The 16,784-nt window shown below is 63.8% G+C and carries 19 protein-coding genes; 13 read left to right on the top strand and 6 right to left on the bottom strand.

The features are described 5' to 3' along the window. Positions 1 to 101 precede the first annotated feature (101 nt). Positions 102 to 761 (top strand): ABC transporter ATP-binding protein, encoded by a 660-nt coding sequence (locus tag Cth01_RS19935; protein WP_034353083.1) that lies wholly within the window; start codon positions 102 to 104, stop codon positions 759 to 761. A 14-nt stretch (positions 762 to 775) separates the two neighbouring features. Here the strand turns inward: Cth01_RS19935 and Cth01_RS19930 are convergent, their stop codons facing one another. Both Cth01_RS19930 and Cth01_RS19925 read right to left on the bottom strand, forming a co-directional pair. Continuing rightward, positions 776 to 1,702, bottom strand: a complete 927-nt coding sequence (locus Cth01_RS19930) for a PhzF family phenazine biosynthesis protein (protein WP_082085689.1) — start codon at positions 1,700 to 1,702, stop codon at positions 776 to 778. 221 nt (positions 1,703 to 1,923) lie between these two features. Then, positions 1,924 to 3,102, bottom strand: coding sequence for an aminotransferase-like domain-containing protein (locus Cth01_RS19925; protein WP_045840172.1), 1,179 nt, complete (start codon positions 3,100 to 3,102; stop codon positions 1,924 to 1,926). Between the two features lie 382 nt (positions 3,103 to 3,484). Between Cth01_RS19925 and Cth01_RS19920 the strand changes: the two genes are divergently transcribed. Then, positions 3,485 to 4,957, top strand: coding sequence for an aminotransferase-like domain-containing protein (locus tag Cth01_RS19920; protein WP_045840171.1), 1,473 nt, complete (start codon positions 3,485 to 3,487; stop codon positions 4,955 to 4,957). A gap of 265 nt (positions 4,958 to 5,222) precedes the next feature. Here the strand turns inward: Cth01_RS19920 and Cth01_RS24040 are convergent, their stop codons facing one another. The 4 genes from Cth01_RS24040 to flgA form a co-directional block, all read right to left on the bottom strand. Beyond that, complete coding sequence (locus Cth01_RS24040; protein ID WP_169749771.1) at positions 5,223 to 5,375, bottom strand: hypothetical protein; 153 nt, start codon at positions 5,373 to 5,375, stop codon at positions 5,223 to 5,225. A 174-nt stretch (positions 5,376 to 5,549) separates the two neighbouring features. Continuing rightward, complete coding sequence (locus tag Cth01_RS19915; protein ID WP_003065537.1) at positions 5,550 to 5,912, bottom strand: hypothetical protein; 363 nt, start codon at positions 5,910 to 5,912, stop codon at positions 5,550 to 5,552. Positions 5,913 to 5,950: 38 nt separating this feature from the next. Next, complete coding sequence (flgM, locus tag Cth01_RS19910; RefSeq protein ID WP_034378013.1) at positions 5,951 to 6,265, bottom strand: flagellar biosynthesis anti-sigma factor FlgM; 315 nt, start codon at positions 6,263 to 6,265, stop codon at positions 5,951 to 5,953. Between the two features lie 117 nt (positions 6,266 to 6,382). Beyond that, positions 6,383 to 7,141, bottom strand: a complete 759-nt coding sequence (gene flgA / locus Cth01_RS19905; protein WP_045840170.1) for a flagellar basal body P-ring formation chaperone FlgA — start codon at positions 7,139 to 7,141, stop codon at positions 6,383 to 6,385. On the opposite strand from flgA, the gene Cth01_RS19900 reads away from it, so the two are divergent. The 11 genes from Cth01_RS19900 to flgK all read left to right on the top strand — a co-directional run bounded on the left by Cth01_RS19900 (position 7,140) and on the right by flgK (position 16,767). Further along, positions 7,140 to 7,331, top strand: a complete 192-nt coding sequence (locus Cth01_RS19900) for a hypothetical protein (RefSeq protein WP_131324637.1) — start codon at positions 7,140 to 7,142, stop codon at positions 7,329 to 7,331. The two genes, flgA and Cth01_RS19900, sit on opposite strands and share 2 nt — an antisense overlap. A 13-nt stretch (positions 7,332 to 7,344) precedes the next feature. Further along, positions 7,345 to 7,758, top strand: coding sequence for a flagellar basal body rod protein FlgB (gene flgB / locus Cth01_RS19895; RefSeq protein WP_003065531.1), 414 nt, complete (start codon positions 7,345 to 7,347; stop codon positions 7,756 to 7,758). A 16-nt stretch (positions 7,759 to 7,774) separates the two neighbouring features. After that, positions 7,775 to 8,179 carry a flagellar basal body rod protein FlgC gene (flgC, locus tag Cth01_RS19890; RefSeq protein WP_003059205.1) on the top strand — a complete coding sequence of 135 codons (405 nt, stop codon included), beginning with the start codon at positions 7,775 to 7,777 and terminating at the stop codon, positions 8,177 to 8,179. A 16-nt stretch (positions 8,180 to 8,195) separates the two neighbouring features. Continuing rightward, a complete protein-coding gene (locus Cth01_RS19885; protein WP_003065530.1) occupies positions 8,196 to 8,858 on the top strand; it encodes a flagellar hook assembly protein FlgD in 663 nt (220 codons plus the stop codon). Positions 8,859 to 8,872: 14 nt separating this feature from the next. Next, a complete protein-coding gene (gene flgE / locus Cth01_RS19880; protein ID WP_034353100.1) occupies positions 8,873 to 10,141 on the top strand; it encodes a flagellar hook protein FlgE in 1,269 nt (422 codons plus the stop codon). Positions 10,142 to 10,210: 69 nt separating this feature from the next. Further along, positions 10,211 to 10,951: a flagellar basal body rod protein FlgF gene (locus tag Cth01_RS19875; protein WP_003077982.1), complete on the top strand. Its 741-nt coding sequence runs from the start codon at positions 10,211 to 10,213 to the stop codon at positions 10,949 to 10,951. Positions 10,952 to 10,969: 18 nt separating this feature from the next. Then, a complete protein-coding gene (gene flgG, locus Cth01_RS19870; RefSeq protein ID WP_003065524.1) occupies positions 10,970 to 11,752 on the top strand; it encodes a flagellar basal-body rod protein FlgG in 783 nt (260 codons plus the stop codon). 170 nt (positions 11,753 to 11,922) lie between these two features. Then, positions 11,923 to 12,630, top strand: coding sequence for a flagellar basal body L-ring protein FlgH (locus Cth01_RS19865; RefSeq protein ID WP_003065522.1), 708 nt, complete (start codon positions 11,923 to 11,925; stop codon positions 12,628 to 12,630). A gap of 20 nt (positions 12,631 to 12,650) precedes the next feature. Continuing rightward, positions 12,651 to 13,799 carry a flagellar basal body P-ring protein FlgI gene (locus Cth01_RS19860; protein ID WP_003065520.1) on the top strand — a complete coding sequence of 383 codons (1,149 nt, stop codon included), beginning with the start codon at positions 12,651 to 12,653 and terminating at the stop codon, positions 13,797 to 13,799. Further along, the gene (gene flgJ, locus Cth01_RS19855) at positions 13,796 to 14,824 is read left to right on the top strand and encodes a flagellar assembly peptidoglycan hydrolase FlgJ (protein ID WP_012836851.1); all 1,029 of its coding nucleotides are present in this window, start codon (positions 13,796 to 13,798) and stop codon (positions 14,822 to 14,824) included. The genes Cth01_RS19860 and flgJ overlap by 4 nt, the downstream gene beginning before the upstream one ends. After that, a complete protein-coding gene (gene flgK / locus Cth01_RS19850; protein WP_034405312.1) occupies positions 14,821 to 16,767 on the top strand; it encodes a flagellar hook-associated protein FlgK in 1,947 nt (648 codons plus the stop codon). The genes flgJ and flgK overlap by 4 nt, the downstream gene beginning before the upstream one ends. The last annotated feature ends 17 nt before the right edge of the window (positions 16,768 to 16,784 follow it).

The raw sequence follows: 16,784 nt of genomic DNA, 5'->3' as shown, positions 1-16,784 counted from the left end.
ATGAACAGGACTTGTGCAAACAAGAATGCAGCAACGGACGGCCTCCCGAGGCAGTCGTCTTGCCTGAACCCGTTTTGCATAAGTCGTGATGAAGTGACTGCATGACCGCCTCTCTACAAATTGCGCAGCTGCAACTGGGCTATGACACTCCCAAGGGCTTGCACACCGTGCTGCAGGGCTTTGATCTGCAGGTGCCTGCAGGTCATATCGCCAGCCTGCTGGGTCCCTCGGGCTGCGGCAAGACCTCCGTGCTGCGAGCGATTGCGGGTTTTGAGCCGGTGCGCGCGGGTAGCATTCATCTGGGCGAGGTATTGCTCTCCGGCCCCGGCACGCATCTGCCTCCCGAGCAGCGTCATGTGGGCATGATGTTTCAGGAGTACGGGCTGTTCCCGCATTTGACGGCCGTGCAGAACGTGGGCTTCGGCCTGCGCCGTATGGGCAAGCCAGAGCGCGACAAGCGTGTGCAGGAGCTGCTTGCCGTGGTGGGGCTGGCGAATTCAGGTAGCAAGTTCCCGCACGAGCTGTCCGGCGGTCAGCAGCAGCGTGTGGCGTTGGCGCGGGCCCTGGCGCCGTCCCCGGCCTTGCTGCTGCTCGATGAGCCATTTTCCAATCTCGATGCCGCCACGCGCGAGCGCCTGACGCTGGAGGTCCGCGACATTCTGCGGGCCACCGGGCAGACGGCGATTCTGGTCACGCACAACGCGCAGGAGGCCGAAACCATGGCCGACCAGATCTGCAGGATGACGCCAGTTCAGCTCTGAGCCGGCCCTGAGGTTTAAAGCAGGACGCGGCCTGAGGTGACGGTCACGGTGTGGCCGCCTACCCAGAGCTTGCCGTTGGCTGCGGTCTGGACATGAACCTGTCCGTCACGGCCCACGCATACGCCTTGCGCGGCGATATAGGGAGTCTGCAGCAGACCCTCGCCCGTCAGCCATTGGGCCAGCGCTGCATTCAGGCTGCCGGTGACAGGGTCTTCGCTCGCGGTATCGCCGATCAGGGCGCGCACTTCCAGACGTGGTTGCGCTGAGGTCACTTTTTCTTGAGCTGCTTCTTCCGCCTGCTTGGCAAAAGCGCGGGCCTCGCGGCTGGAGCGGCCAATCAGCGGGGCATCCTCTGCCACCTCATAAATGGCCGCCAGACCGGCTTTGGCACCCAGCTTTTTGAGTGCGCCAAAGTCTGGCTCCACACTCAGAACCGTATCGGGGTGGTCCAGCAGCATTCCCAGCCAGGGCGAGCCGTTGTAGAGGCTGCGTGCCATCAGCAACTGCTCACGCTGCAGGCCCAGAGCCTGCAGCACGGGTGCCAGTTCCTCTTCGGAAATCTCCTGAGAGTCGAGTGAGGGGGCTTCGAAAAAAAGAGCGCCTTGCGCATCGCAGCCAATGGCGACCAGGCCTTTTCTACATTCCTGCAGTACCTGCTCGGGGTTGCGTGGCTGGCCGCCCTGGGCCAGCCAGGCATGGCAGCTGCCCAGCGTGGGGTGGCCGGCAAAAGCCAGTTCGCCCGCGGGCGTGAAGATACGCAGCTGGTAGTCGGCGCCCGCAGCCAGCCCCTCGGGCGTGGGCTGCAGCACAAAGGTGGTTTCCGACAGATTGGTCCAGCGCGCAAAGGCCTGCATCTGCGCATCGCTCAAGCCATCGGCGTTCAGCACCACGGCCACGGGGTTGCCGAGCAGCGCGGTGGGCGTGAACACGTCCACAGTCATATAGGGACGGGAGATAGGGCTGTTATGTGCGGAGACAGACATGGGCAGCGATTGTCGGCAAAAAGAAAAACCGGCGCAGGGCCGGTTGATGAGGCATTGCACATGCCATGGGGTATCAGAGACAGCGAGGAAGCGCCGCCGCGCACCGAGGCTGTCGTCCCCCTCCGGCGCAAAGCGCCAGAGAGGGGGAGGCGGCAAAGCCGCTCAGGGGGGGCTTCAGATCACAAGCTGGCCTTGATGGCCTCGGCCAGGGACTTGATGCCGACGTTGATCTGCTCGGCAGACACCGTCACATACGACAGGCGCAGCGTGTTGTTCTGTGCATCGCCGGCGTAGAAGGGCGCGCCGGGCACGAAAGCCATATTGCGCTCCACGGTCTTGGCCAGCAGGGCCTGGGCGTCCATGCCCGCAGGCAGCTTGACCCAGAGGAACATGCCGCCCACGGGACGTGTCCACTTCACGTCGAGGCCGGCCATTTCGCGCTCCAGGGCCATCAGCATCACATCGCGCTGGGCCTTGTACATGGCGCGGATGGTGGGCACATGGCGATCCAGGAAACCGTCCTTGATGACTTCGGCCACCACGCGCTGGTTGAAACTGGGGGTGTGCAGGTCGGCAGCCTGCTTGGCCTGGGTCAGCTTGCCGTACACGGACTTGGGCGCGACGATGAAGCCGATGCGCAGGCCGGGGGCCAGCACCTTGGAGAACGAGCCCATGTAGATCACACCCTCGGGGTTGCGTGCAGCCAGGGGCAGAGGGGGCTCCTGTTCGTACCAGAGGTCGCCGTAGGGGTTGTCCTCGATCAGGGGAATGTCCAGCTCCCTGGCCTTGTCGACCAGAGCCTGGCGGCGCGCATCACTCATGGTGCGGCCAGTGGGGTTCTGGAAGTTGGGCAGCACATAGGCCAGTCGGGCCTTGTCGGCGCCGCTGCCGATCTGCTTGGCAAAGTCCTCGATCAGCATGCCTTCGTCGTCACTGTCCACGCCCACGGCCACGGGCTCCATGGGGGTGAAGGCCTGCAGGGCGCCCAGGTAGGTGGGCTTTTCGACCAGCAGACGGCTGCCCTTGTCCAGGAACACCTTGCCGATCAGGTCCAGTGCCTGCTGGCTGCCGGTGGTGATCAGGATCTGCTCGGGATCGACGCTCCAGGGCAGGAAGTCGGCAATCGCCTGGCGCAGCGGGGCAAAGCCCTCGGTGGTCGAGTACTGCAGGGCCGCGGCGCCGTCACGCTGCATCACGGTCTGGCAGGCTTCGGTGAACGCGTCCAGGGGGAAGGCCTTGGGGGAAGGCAGGCCGCCAGCCATGCTGATGATGCCGGGGCGGTCGGTCAGCTTGAGGATCTCGCGGATGGCGGAGGAATTCATCTTGGCAGCACGTTCTGCCAGCGTCCAGGTTGTCATAAAACAGTACTCGATCTCTACGTTTCCAGCCCGGGCAGGGCTGGCCGGTGTGCATTCTCACGCCGTTGTCGGGCATGTGCCGGCCCGAGCTTGGGGCTCGGGATGCAATCGTTGCGGCGCACAAGGCGCTGCAACCATGCACCAGCAGGTGGGCTTATTGTGTCGCGACCGGTTTGCCTGTGTGGGCTGGCGGGCAATTGCGACAGTGTGGTCTGCAGCCGGTGAGGCCGCAGGCCGTGACCATAGCCCTGTGTGGAGGGCGGCCAAGAGAGGTTGATGGACTCAATATACGCGTGAGACCATTACAGTACCTATACAGACAGTCTCACAATCATGGCTTCTGTATCGGTATCCGCTTCAATACAGTTCGCAGTCCATCATCATGTCCATCTCCCTGTCCCGCCAGGCGGCCCTGACCCTGACCCAGCAACTGGCCGAGCGTCTGGCCGAACGCATACGCACCAGGCTGCTGCCCGCAGGCGCGCGCCTGCCTTCGGTGCGCGAATGTGCGCGCCAGCAGGGCGTGAGTCCGTACACGGTGGTGGCCGCCTACGACCTGCTGCAGGCCCAGGGGCTGGTCGAGGCCAGGCCGCAACGCGGCTTCTTTGTACGCGATATTGTGCAAAATCCGCTTCAAACGCAGGAAAGTCAAGCGCAGATAGCTATCAATGAGGGAGCGGTCAATACCCCGGTAGGCATCCCGCCAGGCACGCGCATCAACGCCACCATGCTGATTCGCGGCATGTTCGTGGAGAGCGTGGCCGGAAAGCCCCAGCCTGGTGCCGGTGTGCTGCCTGCCGAATGGCTGGATGCCGGCTTTCTGGTGGCGGCCATGCGCAAGGTCACCAGCGGGCAGGCGCTGCGCGAATCGCTGGTGCGCTATGGCGAGCCCATGGGTGACAGCCGGCTGCGCGAAGCGCTGGCGCGGCGCCTGCAGCGCATAGGCATCGCGGCGGGGACTGGCCAGATCATCACTACCCTGGGGGCGACCCAGGCGCTGGACATCGTGAGCCGAGCCCTGCTGCAGCCCGGCGATCCGGTGATGGTGGAGGAGCCGGGCTGGGCCGTGGAATATGCACGCCTGGCCGCCATGGGCATGCGCGTGCTGCCCGTGCCGCGCGGGCCCGAGGGGCCGGACATGGCGGTGATGCAGCGCTATTGCGAGACCATGGCCCCCAAGCTCTATGTGAGTGTCAGCGTGCTGCACAACCCCACGGGCTACAGCCTGAGCGCGGCCAGCGCCCATGAGGTGCTGCAGATGGCGCAGCGATACGGCTTCTATGTGGTGGAGGACGATAGCTACTGCCATATCGCTGCCGATCACGCACCGCGCGTGACGGTGCTGGACCGCTTGCAGCGCAGCATCTACATCAGCGGCTTTGCCAAGGTGCTGGTGCCCAACTGGCGCCTGGGCTATCTGGCCGCGCCGCCCGATCTGGTCGAGAGACTGCTGGACACCAAGCTGCTGTCCACCCTGTCCACGCCGACCCCCATGGAGCAGGCCCTGGCCCTGTGCATGGAGCAAGGCCAGCTGCGCCGCCATGCCGAGCGGCTGCGCCAGCATCTGGCCCAGGCGCGCACGCGCAGCGTGGCTCTGGCCCAGGCGGCTGGCTGTCGGTTTGTGGCCGAGCCTGCTGGCATGTTCGGCTGGGTGGATACCGACGTGGATACCGAGGTGCTGACCCAGTTGCTGCTGGACCAGGGCTACATGATTGCCCCTGGCGCCATGTTCCATGCCAGCCGGGGCTCCAGCACCTGCATGCGCATCAACTTCGCGACCACACAGGATGCCGCCTTCTGGCGCGTCTTCGAGCGCGTCGTGGCCCAGATGCGGGCCCAGGCACAGAAGTTGTAGAACGTGTTGACGATCTCCTCGCGCCGCGACAGAGGGTTTGCGGGATGGGATGCAAGGCGCGATACCGCAGCAATAGCCGTGCTATTGCGAGGATTCGCAACGCCGCAGACCGCCCGCAAACCCTCTGTCCCGCAGGGTTGGGGCGAAATCGGGCGATTTCTGCGCGCTGACTCTTGCTTGCACCCCGGTGCAAGCGGCGAGCCAACGCTTTGAACTCATCCCGATTGCGCTCCAACGCGACTGCGTAGAGATCGTCAACACGTTCTTAACCCAGCTGGACGGGACCCTGATGGATATGGCAGCCTGTGCGCTGCAGCAGCTCGCCAAAGGCGTCGGACATCGGATGGTCGAACTCCACGGGCCGCTGCCTGCCTATGGCATTGCCCTGCACCACGCCGCGGACCAACCGGCTGACCATCTGTGTGTCATAGCTGGCTGTGCTGGGGCATCAAAGCCATAGACGCGGGCAAAGCCATGGTTCATGGGGATGTCGGCAGGCGCTGCGGTCAGGTGGCGGGCCACCGCTTAGCGGCCCGCGCCCAGAGCATCTCGTGCCGGGTTGCCCGTGTTGCTTGGAGTTTCCGCGTCGAGCCTAGCTGGCTGCGTGATAGATGCGTGCGCGGCCGGTCTGCGATGCGCCGCGCAGACTGCTTTCATAGGTGCTGTCTTCGGCAGCAGGCACCAGGGCCTTGGTGCGGCGCTGGTTGAGCACGGAAAGCCTTGCCAACTGGTCACGGACCAGGGAAATTTCGCGGTCCAGATTCTGTGCGCGCTCGCGCAGTGCAGGCGTCCAGTCGTCTGCCGAGAAGCGTTTGACGAGCTGGGAGAACGCCACCATGGCGTCACGCAGGCGGGTGCTGGACTGTTCCAGCGCGGATGCGTCCGGTGACTGCAGCGATGCCGAAACGGTCTGAATCACCGCATCCAGCGAATCGAGCATTTCCTGCAAGGTCATCGGGTCAGCCTTTGTTCGGGAGTTCAGGCACGGGCGCTTCAGCCGCGAGCGTGAACCAGGAATTCTTCGGTATTGGCCAGCAGCTTGTCTGCCACGGCCTCGGCGTTGACGCGGAAGCTGCCATTGGCAATGGCTTCGCGCATGGCCTTGACGCGGTCGGCATCAAAGTCGGTATTGGTGCGGTTTTGGCTGTCCAGGGCGCGGGCCGAGGACGAAAAGGACACGGGCACGCCGGCGGCGCGCTCGGACAAGCCTTTGGTCGATTCTTCGGTGGCAACCGTGGTGGCGGATTTCGGGGCCTGCTTGGCGGCTGCAGCGGTCTGCTGCAGGTCCGGCTTATTGCCTATCTTCATGCTGGTTCTCCAATCGCCCTGTATCGGCGTAGGGCGCTGTAGCCTTGCTTTCGACAAGGGCGCGTAAAACTTGAGGAATATTTGGCATGGTTGATAAAGTGAGTATGCACTCTCTCGTCATTGAACCAGAACCACGCCACTGGCATTGACCGTTCCTGTAACAAGGCGGCCATTATCCATGCGAACCCGTACCTGCTGCCCTTCTCCGGCTGCAGTCATTGCCTTGCCTGAGCCGGCAACGCTGAAGCCGCCGCCGTTGACCATCACCTGGACGGGCGATCCCGCCGTGAACAAGGCAGGTGGACGTACCATGTTCTGGCGCAGAGCCTGCCCCGACGTCAGCGGTCGCGCCGCGACCATGCCGATGAAATCCTGTGCATTGGCGAAGACGGGGGCGCTGTCCTCGGCCCAGTCCACTTCGGCGGGGGCTGCGTCCTCGGCGCTCAGCGTCTTGCCGGCCGGAATATTGCCCTGGGCCACCCAGGCCGGGCCATAGGCCCGCACGGTGATGGGCAGGAACACGTTCCAGGGCACGCTGCCCTGCACGCAGCGCAGGCCCAGCCGGGTGCGACCCCAGAGGCGACTGCCCGCAGGCAGATAGGGCTCGACCTTGGCGCAGGCTGCCAGGCGCAGGCGCGAGTCCAGCTGGCCCATCTGAACTTCCATGCGCAAAGCCATGCCATTGCCGGCCTGCGCAGTCTCGGTTGATGGCTGGTGCAGAGCCGCATCGACAAAGCGCTGTCCGATCTGGCTGAGCTGCGCCGCGCCGTCCTGGGCCTGTGCGCCAGCCGTCAGCAGCAGCGCAGCGAGACCCCATGCTGCAGCCAGGCCTTGAGAGGGGCGAAGGCACAGAAACAGGGAAAAGCGGCCAGACATGCATCAATCCTTTGAAGTATCCGCAGTCACAGGGCTGCAGACGATGCTGGCAAATATAGGCGTGACATGGCTTGCGCAATGGCTTGAAGAGCCAGCGCAATACCGCTTTCTTCGCGCTTTAGTTTGCGCTGCCGATTTTCATAATCCTCGCATGCCGCAGTCCGTGGGCTCCGGCATCCCCGAATTCTGAAAGCGAGGCCGCAATGCTGAACAAAATGACCGAACGACTGGACTTCCAAAGCGAGGCGCTGCTCTTGCGCGCCGAGCGCCAGCGCGCCATTGCCAGCAATATTGCCAATGCCGACACCCCTGGCTATGTGGCGCGCGACTTCAATTTCCGCGAAGCCTTGATGGCCGCGACCAGCGGGCCCAAGCCCTTGACCCAGGCCAGCGTCACGACGGCAGGCCATATCCCGCTGCAGGCGCAGATGTCGGACGAGGCGCTCAAGGCCAAGCTCGGCTATTCGGTCAATTCCCAGCCCAGCCTGGACAACAACACCGTGGATCTGGATCGCGAGCGCGCCAATTTCGTCGACAACTCCGTGCGCTACGAAGCCACGCTGCGCTTCATCAACGGCCAGGCCAAGACCATGCTCAGCGCCATTCAAGGCCAGTAAGCCCAGGAGCTAAACCATGTCCATGTTTTCCATCTTCAATATCTCGGGCAGTGCGGTCAGCGCCCAGTCCCAGCGCCTGAACGTGGTGGCCTCCAATCTGGCCAACGTCGATGCCGTGGCCGGCCCCGATGGCAGCGTCTACAAGGCGCGCCAGGTCGTGTTTCAGACCGTGCCCATGGGCAACGACGGCAGCGCGGGCGTCAAGGTCAATGCCATCAGTGAGGACAACACGCCCGGCCGCCGCATCCACGACCCCAGCAATCCGCTGGCCGATGGCGAGGGCTATGTCACCCATTCCAACGTGAGCGCCGTGGACGAGATGGTCAACATGATCTCGGCCTCGCGCTCCTATCAGAACAACGTGGAAGTCATGAACACGGCCAAGACGCTGCTGCTCAAGACTCTGCAAATGGGCCAGTAAGCCCGGGAACACACACATGATCTACGGCGCAAGCAGCGTGGACGGCACCACGACCAACACCACCAGCAATACCAAGAATGCGGTGACCAACCCCAACGAGGCGCAGGACCGTTTCCTCAAGCTGCTGGTGGCCCAGCTCAACAACCAGGACCCCATGAATCCCATGGACAACGCGGAAATGACCTCGCAGATGGCGCAGATCAACACCGTGACCGGTATTCAGCAGCTGAACCAGACCATGGCCTCCATGTCCAGCCAGTTCACGGCCATGCAGGTGCTGCAGGGCACTTCCATGATCGGTCGTACGGTGCTGACCGAGGGCAACACCCTGGGCGTGGCGGCCGATGGCACGCATACCGCTGCCTTCGATCTGGAAAACCAGGCGGCCAGCGTCAAGATCCAGATCACCACGGCCAGCGGCGAGCTGGTGGACACCATCGACCTGGGTGCCGGCGCTGCCGGACGGAACTACTTCACCTGGGATGGCAAGGACAAATACAGCGGCGATGCCTCGCAACTGCGCTACAGCGTGGTCGCCACCAATGGCACGACCGCAGTGGCATCCACCCCGCTGGCGCCGCATGCCGTGATTGCCACCAGCTCGGCCAATGGCTCTTTGTCGCTGGAGCTCGATAACGGCGACAGCGTGGCTTATTCCGGCGTCAAGGCCGTTTACTGATTGAGGAACACATCATGGGTTTTCAACAAGGTCTCTCCGGCTTGAACGCCGCCAGCAAGAATCTGGACGTCATCGGCCACAACATCGCCAACTCCAACACCACGGGCTTCAAGGCCTCGCGCGCTGACTTTGCCGAGATGGTCGCCAGCGCCATCGGCTCGGCCAGCGGCCAGAGCAGCGGCATCGGCGTCAACGTGGCCTCCGTGTCCCAGCAGTTCAGGCAGGGCTCCATCACTTCGACGGGCAACAACCTTGACATCGCCATCAACGGCAACGGCTTTTTCGTCGTCAAGCAAAGCGACGGCAGCATCGCCTACACGCGCGCCGGCAACTTCGGCCTGGACAAGGAGGGCAACCTCAAGACCGTGGACAACGACAATGTCATGGGCTATGTGGTGGACCCTTCGACCGGCAAGATCCAGTCGGGTGCCACGCCTGTGCCGATGAGCTTTCCCACAGGGCAGCCGATTCCCGCCAAGCAGACGTCCAAGGTGAATGTGGAGCTGAATCTGGATGCACGCGCCACGGCGGCCGCCGGCGACGCGACAGCCACGCCCCCTGTCGCTGCCACGCCTCGTGCCACCTATGGCACCTCGCTGAATGTGTATGACACCCAGGGCACGGCGATCCCGGTCAATCTGTATTTCGAGAAAGACGCCACAGGCAACACCTGGAATGTCTTCAACTCGCTCGATGCCACGGCCACGCCCATTGGTACGGCAGTGTTCGACGCGAGCGGCAAGCTCACCAGCGTCACCCCCAATGCACCGACCACAGGTTCGGGTACCACGCTGAATCTGAGCGTCAGCGGCGGCACGGCCAATCCCAACGGCCTGCAGCCCTTCAATGTCGCGTTCGATTTCGGCGGTCTGACCCAGTTCGGCACCAAGTTTGCCGTCAGCAGCCTCAAGCAGGACGGCTATACCTCGGGCGCACTGACGGGCATCAATGTGGGCCGCGACGGCTCCATCGTGGCTTCCTACTCCAACGGTGTCACGCGCACCGAAGGCCAGATCGCTCTGGCGGCATTCACCAATACCCAGGGTCTGGGCTCCATCGGCAACAACAAATGGGTTGCCACCTCCGACTCCGGCCCTGCGCTCAATGGTTCGGCCCAGACCGGCACCTTCGGCTCGCTGCAGTCGGGCGCGCTGGAAGAGTCCAACGTGGACCTGACGGCCGAGCTGGTCAACATGATGACGGCGCAGCGCTCCTACCAAGCCAACGCCCAGACCATCAAGACGCAGGATCAGGTGTTCTCCACACTCGTGAACCTGCGATAACAGATAAGCCCCTGCGGCGCTTTGCGCCGGGGCTGCAAAGGCGATTGATTTGACGGAAGGAAGGTCAGCATGGACAAAATTATTTATACGTCGATGACTGGGGCCAATGCGGCAGCCCAGCGTCAGGCCGTGCTGGCTCACAACCTGGCCAATGCGGGCACCAACGGCTTCAGGGCCGAGATGTCCACCTTCCGTTCGGTACCGCTGCAGGGTTCGGGGGCCGGCACCCGCGTGTTTGCGCTGGAGGCCACCTCCGGCTATCAAGACACTCCCGGCCCGGCCCAGCGCACCGGCCGTGCGCTGGACGCCATGGCCATGGGCCGCGCCTGGTTTGCCGTGCAGGGCCTGGATGGCCAGGAAGCCTATACGCGCAACGGCGTGTTCGAGATCTCGCCCGAAGGGCAACTGGTCAACAGCAACGGCCAGGCCGTGCTCTCCGACGGCGGCGCGCCCATCGACATACCGCCAGAGTCCACGATCTCCCTGGGTTCGGACGGCACGCTGACTGCCAAGATGGGCAACCAGCTACCCGTGGCCGTGGGGCGCGTCAAGCTGGTCACGCCGCCCGTCGATGAGCCGCTGGTGCGCGGCGATGACGGCTTTTTCCGCGCGGCGCAGGGCGATGCGCTGCCCAATGATGAAACAGCGCGCCTGCTGTCGGGCTCGATCGAGGGATCGAATGTGAACTCCGTCGAAACCATGGTCGGCATGATCGCGGCCTCGCGCCAGTTCGAGCAGCAGATGAAGCTGCTGCAGACCGCTGAAACCAATGATAAATCCGCCAGCCAGCTGCTGAGCTTGAACGGCTGATAGCCAAAGGAATACGTCATGATCAATTCGCTGTTCATTGCCAAGACCGGCATGGAAGCCCAGCAGACGCAGCTGGACGTGATTTCGCACAATCTGGCCAACGTCTCCACCACCGGCTACAAGCGCGCGAATGCGGTCTTCGAGGATCTGATCTATCAGAACCTGCGCCAGTCGGGTTCGCAGACCACCGAGCAGAATCAGCTGCCGACTGGCCTGCACCTGGGCCTGGGCGTGCGCACCGTGGCCACCAGCCGCAACTTTCTGCAGGGCAGCCTGCAGCAATCGAGCAATGCGCTGGATGTGGCCATCAACGGCAACGGCTTCTTCGAAGTCAACATGCCCGACGGCACGATTGCCTATACCCGCGACGGTTCGTTCGAGGTCGATGCCCAGGGCCAGCTGGTGACCTCCAGCGGCCTGCCCGTGGCCAACGGCATCACCATCCCGCAGGGGGCTACCAAGGTGTCGATCAGCCATGACGGCGTGGTCAGCGTCACCATGCCCGGCCAGGCTGCGCCGCAGCAGGTGGGCAATATCGCGATGAGCCAGTTCATCAATGCCGCAGGCCTGGAGCCCCGCGGCCAGAACCTCTACGTCGAGACCGCTTCGTCGGGCCAGCCCCAGCAGGGCACGCCCGGTACCAACGGTCTGGGCACGATTCAGCAGGGTTATCTGGAAGCCTCGAACGTGAACGTGGTCCAGGAGCTGGTGACCATGATCCAGACGCAGCGCGCCTACGAAATGAATTCCAAGGCGATCCAGACCTCCGACCAGATGCTGGCCAAGCTGGCACAGCTCTGATTGATCACCATGTATTGAGGAGCAGCTTACGCTTGATGCCTATGGTTTTCAGATCAATTCATTACTGAATTCCATTAGGAGTAAGCGCTGAAAGCTCTGATTTCAATAGCGTGCCTCGCGCACGCAAGGGCACAAGGGGCGAAGCGCCTGACTGCCAAGGACTTGCCGCCATGTTCAAAGCCATTGTTTCCCATTGCCCGCCGCTCTGCGCCCTCGCCGGGGCCCTGCTGGTGTCGGGCTGCGTCACGCTCAATCCGCCGCCGCCCGTGGACATGCCATCCACCGCACCTCCCGTGCTGCAGCCGCGCGAGCAGACGGCCCAGGCGCCCACTGGCAGCCTGTTCAACGCCAGCCGCTACCGCCCCATGTTCGAGGATCAGCGCGCCCGCATGGTGGGCGACTCGGTGACGGTGCAGATCGTCGAGCGCGTTTCGGCCAGCCAGAGCACGGACTCCAAGGTCGGGCGAGCCAACGAGCTGAGCACGGGCATCACCTCGCTGCCGCTGCTCAGGGGCGGCGCCGAGAAGACGGTGGCCGATGCGCTCACCCTGGGGGCCGAGAGCAAGAACGACTTCAAGGGCTCTGGGGCCACCAGCAGCAACAATACCTTCACGGGCTCGATTGCCACCACCGTGGTCGATGTGCTGCCCAACGGTCATCTGGTGATTGCCGGCGAGAAGCAGATCGGCGTCAATCACAACGTCGATGTGCTGCGTTTCACGGGCACGGTGGACCCGCGCTCGCTGCGTCCGGGCAGCACCGTGGCATCGACCCAGGTGGCCAATCTGCGCGTCGAATCGCGCAGCCGTGGCCAGGCAGGTGAAGCCCAGTCAATTGGCTGGTTGTCCCGGTTCTTTTTGAACGTTATGCCGTTCTGATTCTTCCGAGAATGGGCAGTATGAAAGTACTGTCCACGCTCCTGTCACTGCGCCCTGCGCACACCGCCTTGCTGGTGGTCGCAGCCCTCGGCGCCAGCGGGCTCACCCTGCCTGCGCATGCCACACGCATCAAGGAGGTTGCCGCCATCCAGGGCGTGCGCAGCAACCAGTTGACAGGCTACGGTCTGGTGGTCGGCCTCGACGGCACGGGCGACCAGACCACGCAGATGCCCTACACCAAGCAGGCGCTGGCCAATTACCTGGAGCAGATGGGCATCGCCCTGCCGGCCACGGGCAATGCGGCCCAGCTGCAGCTCAAGAATGTGGCGGCGGTGATCATCACGGCCGAGCTTCCGGCCTTTGCACAGCCCGGTCAGGCCATAGACATCAATGTCTCCTCCATGGGCAATGCCAAGTCGCTCAAGGGCGGCACGCTGGTGGCGACACCGCTGCGCGGCGCGGACGGCGAGATCTATGCCCTGGCCCAGGGCAATGTGGTGGTCGGCGGTGCCGGGGCTGCGGCCGGCGGCTCCAAGGTGCAGGTCAATCACCTGAACGCGGGCCGCGTGCCGCAGGGCGCGCAGGTCGAGCGTGCAGTGCCCACTCCCGTCAACCAGGGCAACACGATCACGCTGGGCCTGAATCAGACCGACTTCCAGACCGCCGACAAGATGGTTCGCGCCATCAACCAGCGCATGGGAGCGGGTACGGCCATGGCATTGGACGGCCGCACGGTGCAGGTCAATGCACCCATTGACCCGGGCTCGCGCGTGCGCATGATCGCCGAGATTCAGGAGATGCCCATCGAGACCTCCAAGCCGGCGGCCAAGGTGGTCATCAATGCCCGCACCGGCTCCATCGTGCTCAATCAGGCGGTGACCCTGGGCCCCTGCGCGATTGCGCACGGCAACCTGTCCATCACCATCAGCACCACGCCGGTCATCAGTCAGCCCGCACCGTTCTCTCAAGGGCAGACCGTGGTGGCGCAGAAGTCCGATATCCAGGTCAAGCAGGAGCCCGGCAAGGTCATCAACATGCCCAATTCGCCCCAGCTCACTGATGTGGTGCGGGCGCTGAATTCACTGGGCGCCACGCCCCAGGATCTGCTGGCCATCCTGCAGGCCATCAAGGCCGCGGGCGCCATGGACGCCGAGCTGGAGGTGATATGAGCACGTCATTGCCCCATTCTTCATCCCTGGCGGCCAGCAATGCTCTGGCTGTCGATGCACGTTCGCTCAATGCTCTCAAGACGGCTGCCGGCGAGAACAGCCCGCAGGCTGCACGCGAGACGGCCAAGCAGCTCGAGTCGCTGTTCATGCGCGAGATGATCAAGAGCATGCGCGAGGCGACCATGAAGTCCGGTCTGCTCGACAGCGCGCAGGGCAATCTCAGCACCGATCTGCTGGATCAGCAGCTCTCGGTGGCCATGGCGGGACAGCCTGGCGGTCTCACCGATGCCATCAGCAAGCAGCTGGCGCGCAGCATGGGGGTCGACGCCGCCGAGGACGCCGAAATTGCCGTGCCTTCCACACTGAGCCTGAGCCGCAACGCCTGGCGCAATGTGGGCAGCAACGGCGCCTGGAGCGGCAGCCGCAGCCAGGCTGCGCAATCGATCAACGCCTATGCACCGGCTCCCAAGGGGCGAGACAACTTCGTGACGGCGCACACCGGCGCGGCCCAGCGTGTGGCTAGCGAGAGCGGCATCCCGGCCCACTACATGATCGGCCAGGCCGGACACGAGACGGGCTGGGGCAGGAGCGAGATCCGCAACAAGGACGGCAGCAACTCGTTCAACCTGTTCGGCATCAAGGCCGGTGGCAGCTGGACGGGCAAGGTCGCCGAAGTCACGACCACCGAATACATCAATGGCGCGCCCAAGAAGGTGACGGCCAAGTTCCGCGCCTATGACTCCTACGAGGAGTCCTTCCGCGACTACGCACGCCTGATCGGCAGCAACCCGCGCTACGAAAAAGCCATGGCCCAGACCGGCTCTGCCCAGGCCTATGCCAGCGAGCTGCAAAAGGCCGGCTACGCCACCGATCCGGCCTATGCGCAAAAGCTCAGTCGCGCCATCCAGAGCGTGGCCCAGGTCAGCGTCGCCAACGCCGGCAACAACAGCGCCAATGTCGCAAGCCGTCTGGGCGTCAGCGCCCGTGCCGCCCAGATCAACAAGATCACCGAGAACCAGTCATGAGTCTTCTGAACGTGGGCGCGCGCGCCCTGATGGCCAACCAGATCGCCCTGCAAACCACGGGGCACAACATCGCCAACGTCAACACCGCCGGCTATTCGCGCCAGAGCGTGGCCTTCCAGACCTCGGCGGGCCAGAACATCGGCAATGGCTATATCGGCAATGGCGCCGATGTGGCGACCATCTTGCGCAACTTCAGCGAGCTGCTCAACCGTCAGGCCACGGCGGCCACCGCCGCCAGTGCCGCAGACTCCGCGCGCTCGAACTCGCTCAACCAGCTGCAGGAAGTGTTCTCCGGCGGAACCAACGGCCTGGGCGCGGCCATCAACGACATGATGAATGCGTTTGCCGATGTCAGCAGCGCTCCTACCGACTCTTCTGCACGCCAGGTGGTGCTGACGCGCATGAGCGAACTGGCTGCGCGCTTTCGCTCGGCTTCGGCCCAGCTCGACGAGATGGACTACAGCACGCGCCAGCAGATGAGCAATGACGTGAATGTGGTCAACAGTCTGTCCCAACAGGTGGCGGCGCTCAACGGCCAGATCAGCAGCGCCATTGCCACGGGCCACACGCCCAATGACCTGCTCGATCAGCGCGACCAGCTGGTGCGTGACATCAACAAATACGTGCAGACCTCGCAGGTCGACGCCGGCGATGGCTCCATCAGCCTGTTCGTGGGCGGCAGCCAGCCGCTGGTGCTGGGGCAGAGCGCGGCCAAGCTCAGCCTGCAGGAGTCCACGCAGTACCCCGGCAGCGGCAAGATGAGCCTGTATTTCCAGCAGCAGGGCGGGCAGCCCGTGGAGCTGACTCCGGCCATGGCCGGCGGCGGCGAGATTGCCGGTCTGCTGCAGTTCCAGAACAACGACCTGAGCGAGGGGCGCAACCTGCTGGGGCGCATGGTGATCTCGATCGGCGATACGCTCAATACGCAGAACCAGCTGGGCCTGACCTTGTCGGGTCAGAAAGGCGGGGCGCTGTTCAATATTCCGATGACGACCACGGGCTCCACCACGGGTGCTCAATGGGTACAGCCCGATACGCCCACGGTCACGGTCAAGGACTCGAGCGCGCTCAAGGCTTCGGATTACAAGATCGTTTTCGGCAACGATGCGCCCAAGGGCAAGGTGGTGCGCCTGTCGGATGGCCAGACCACGGCCTTCAACGATCTGACGGATCTGCGCGGCATGACGATCGACGGTCTGCAGTTCGATCTCAAGAACGATGGCCAGGCCGGCCAGTCCGTGCTGTTCAGTCCTGTGGCATCGGCGGCGCACGATATTCAGACCATGGTGCATTCCGGCAACGATCTGGCGGTGGCCAATCCGGTGTCGGCCAAGATCAACTCGCTGGGCGATGCGGCCGTCCGCATGTCCAGCCTGAAGGTGGAAAAAGGCTTCGATGCCTCTACCTTTCCTGCGGGCACCACCCTGTCTTTCGCTCCCGATGGGGCGGGCGGCATGACCTATACCATCACGCCTGCCCCCAGCGGCGTGGCCGCGACAGGCGCTTATATCTCCGGGCAGGCCATCGAGCTGGCTCCGGGGCTCAAGGTGACCCTCACCGGCACGCCTGCGGTGGATGGTGCCACCAGCGATACCGTGAGCTTCGGCCCCAACAGCTTCTACAGCTCGGATACGGGCAATGCCAGCTCCTTCCTGTCGCTTCGCGACGCCGTGATCTTCGATGGCGCGACCACGCTCAGCGACGGTTTTTCCACCGCCATGGCGCAGATCGGCACGCGCACGCAAAGCGCGGCCTATGCAGCCAAGCTGTCCGACTCGATTGCCAAGAATCTGGAGGGCGATCGCACCGCCGTATCCGGCGTCAATCTGGATGAAGAAGCCGCCAAGCTGCTGCAGTACCAGCAGTCCTACCAGGCCTCGGCCAAGATGCTGCAGGTGGCTCAGGGCATTTTTGACAGCGTGATCCAGGCCGTTGGCCGTTAACCCCCTACAGCCGGAGA

The sequence above is a fragment of the Comamonas thiooxydans genome, from assembly GCF_000964545.1.
GTDB lineage: Bacteria > Pseudomonadota > Gammaproteobacteria > Burkholderiales > Burkholderiaceae_C > Comamonas > Comamonas thiooxydans.
Note: the sequence above shows the minus strand (reverse complement) of the source record. Positions and strands in the feature narration are given on the sequence as shown.

What these genes read in the sequence shown, in the direction of transcription:
- Cth01_RS19885 (WP_003065530.1), top strand. Translation starts at nt 8,196, where the DNA reads ATGATCTACGGCGCAAGCAGCGTGGACGGCACCACGACCAACACCACC.
- Cth01_RS19865 (WP_003065522.1), top strand. Translation starts at nt 11,923, where the DNA reads ATGTTCAAAGCCATTGTTTCCCATTGCCCGCCGCTCTGCGCCCTCGCC.
- Cth01_RS19920 (WP_045840171.1), top strand. Translation starts at nt 3,485, where the DNA reads ATGTCCATCTCCCTGTCCCGCCAGGCGGCCCTGACCCTGACCCAGCAA.
- Cth01_RS19915 (WP_003065537.1), bottom strand. Translation starts at nt 5,912, where the DNA reads ATGACCTTGCAGGAAATGCTCGATTCGCTGGATGCGGTGATTCAGACC.
- flgG (WP_003065524.1), top strand. Translation starts at nt 10,970, where the DNA reads ATGATCAATTCGCTGTTCATTGCCAAGACCGGCATGGAAGCCCAGCAG.
- Cth01_RS19860 (WP_003065520.1), top strand. Translation starts at nt 12,651, where the DNA reads ATGAAAGTACTGTCCACGCTCCTGTCACTGCGCCCTGCGCACACCGCC.
- Cth01_RS19925 (WP_045840172.1), bottom strand. Translation starts at nt 3,102, where the DNA reads ATGACAACCTGGACGCTGGCAGAACGTGCTGCCAAGATGAATTCCTCC.
- flgK (WP_034405312.1), top strand. Translation starts at nt 14,821, where the DNA reads ATGAGTCTTCTGAACGTGGGCGCGCGCGCCCTGATGGCCAACCAGATC.
- flgB (WP_003065531.1), top strand. Translation starts at nt 7,345, where the DNA reads ATGCTGAACAAAATGACCGAACGACTGGACTTCCAAAGCGAGGCGCTG.
- Cth01_RS24040 (WP_169749771.1), bottom strand. Translation starts at nt 5,375, where the DNA reads ATGGTCAGCCGGTTGGTCCGCGGCGTGGTGCAGGGCAATGCCATAGGC.
- Cth01_RS19900 (WP_131324637.1), top strand. Translation starts at nt 7,140, where the DNA reads ATGCATCAATCCTTTGAAGTATCCGCAGTCACAGGGCTGCAGACGATG.
- flgM (WP_034378013.1), bottom strand. Translation starts at nt 6,265, where the DNA reads ATGAAGATAGGCAATAAGCCGGACCTGCAGCAGACCGCTGCAGCCGCC.
- Cth01_RS19930 (WP_082085689.1), bottom strand. Translation starts at nt 1,702, where the DNA reads ATGACTGTGGACGTGTTCACGCCCACCGCGCTGCTCGGCAACCCCGTG.
- flgE (WP_034353100.1), top strand. Translation starts at nt 8,873, where the DNA reads ATGGGTTTTCAACAAGGTCTCTCCGGCTTGAACGCCGCCAGCAAGAAT.
- Cth01_RS19935 (WP_034353083.1), top strand. Translation starts at nt 102, where the DNA reads ATGACCGCCTCTCTACAAATTGCGCAGCTGCAACTGGGCTATGACACT.
- flgC (WP_003059205.1), top strand. Translation starts at nt 7,775, where the DNA reads ATGTCCATGTTTTCCATCTTCAATATCTCGGGCAGTGCGGTCAGCGCC.
- Cth01_RS19875 (WP_003077982.1), top strand. Translation starts at nt 10,211, where the DNA reads ATGGACAAAATTATTTATACGTCGATGACTGGGGCCAATGCGGCAGCC.
- flgJ (WP_012836851.1), top strand. Translation starts at nt 13,796, where the DNA reads ATGAGCACGTCATTGCCCCATTCTTCATCCCTGGCGGCCAGCAATGCT.
- flgA (WP_045840170.1), bottom strand. Translation starts at nt 7,141, where the DNA reads ATGTCTGGCCGCTTTTCCCTGTTTCTGTGCCTTCGCCCCTCTCAAGGC.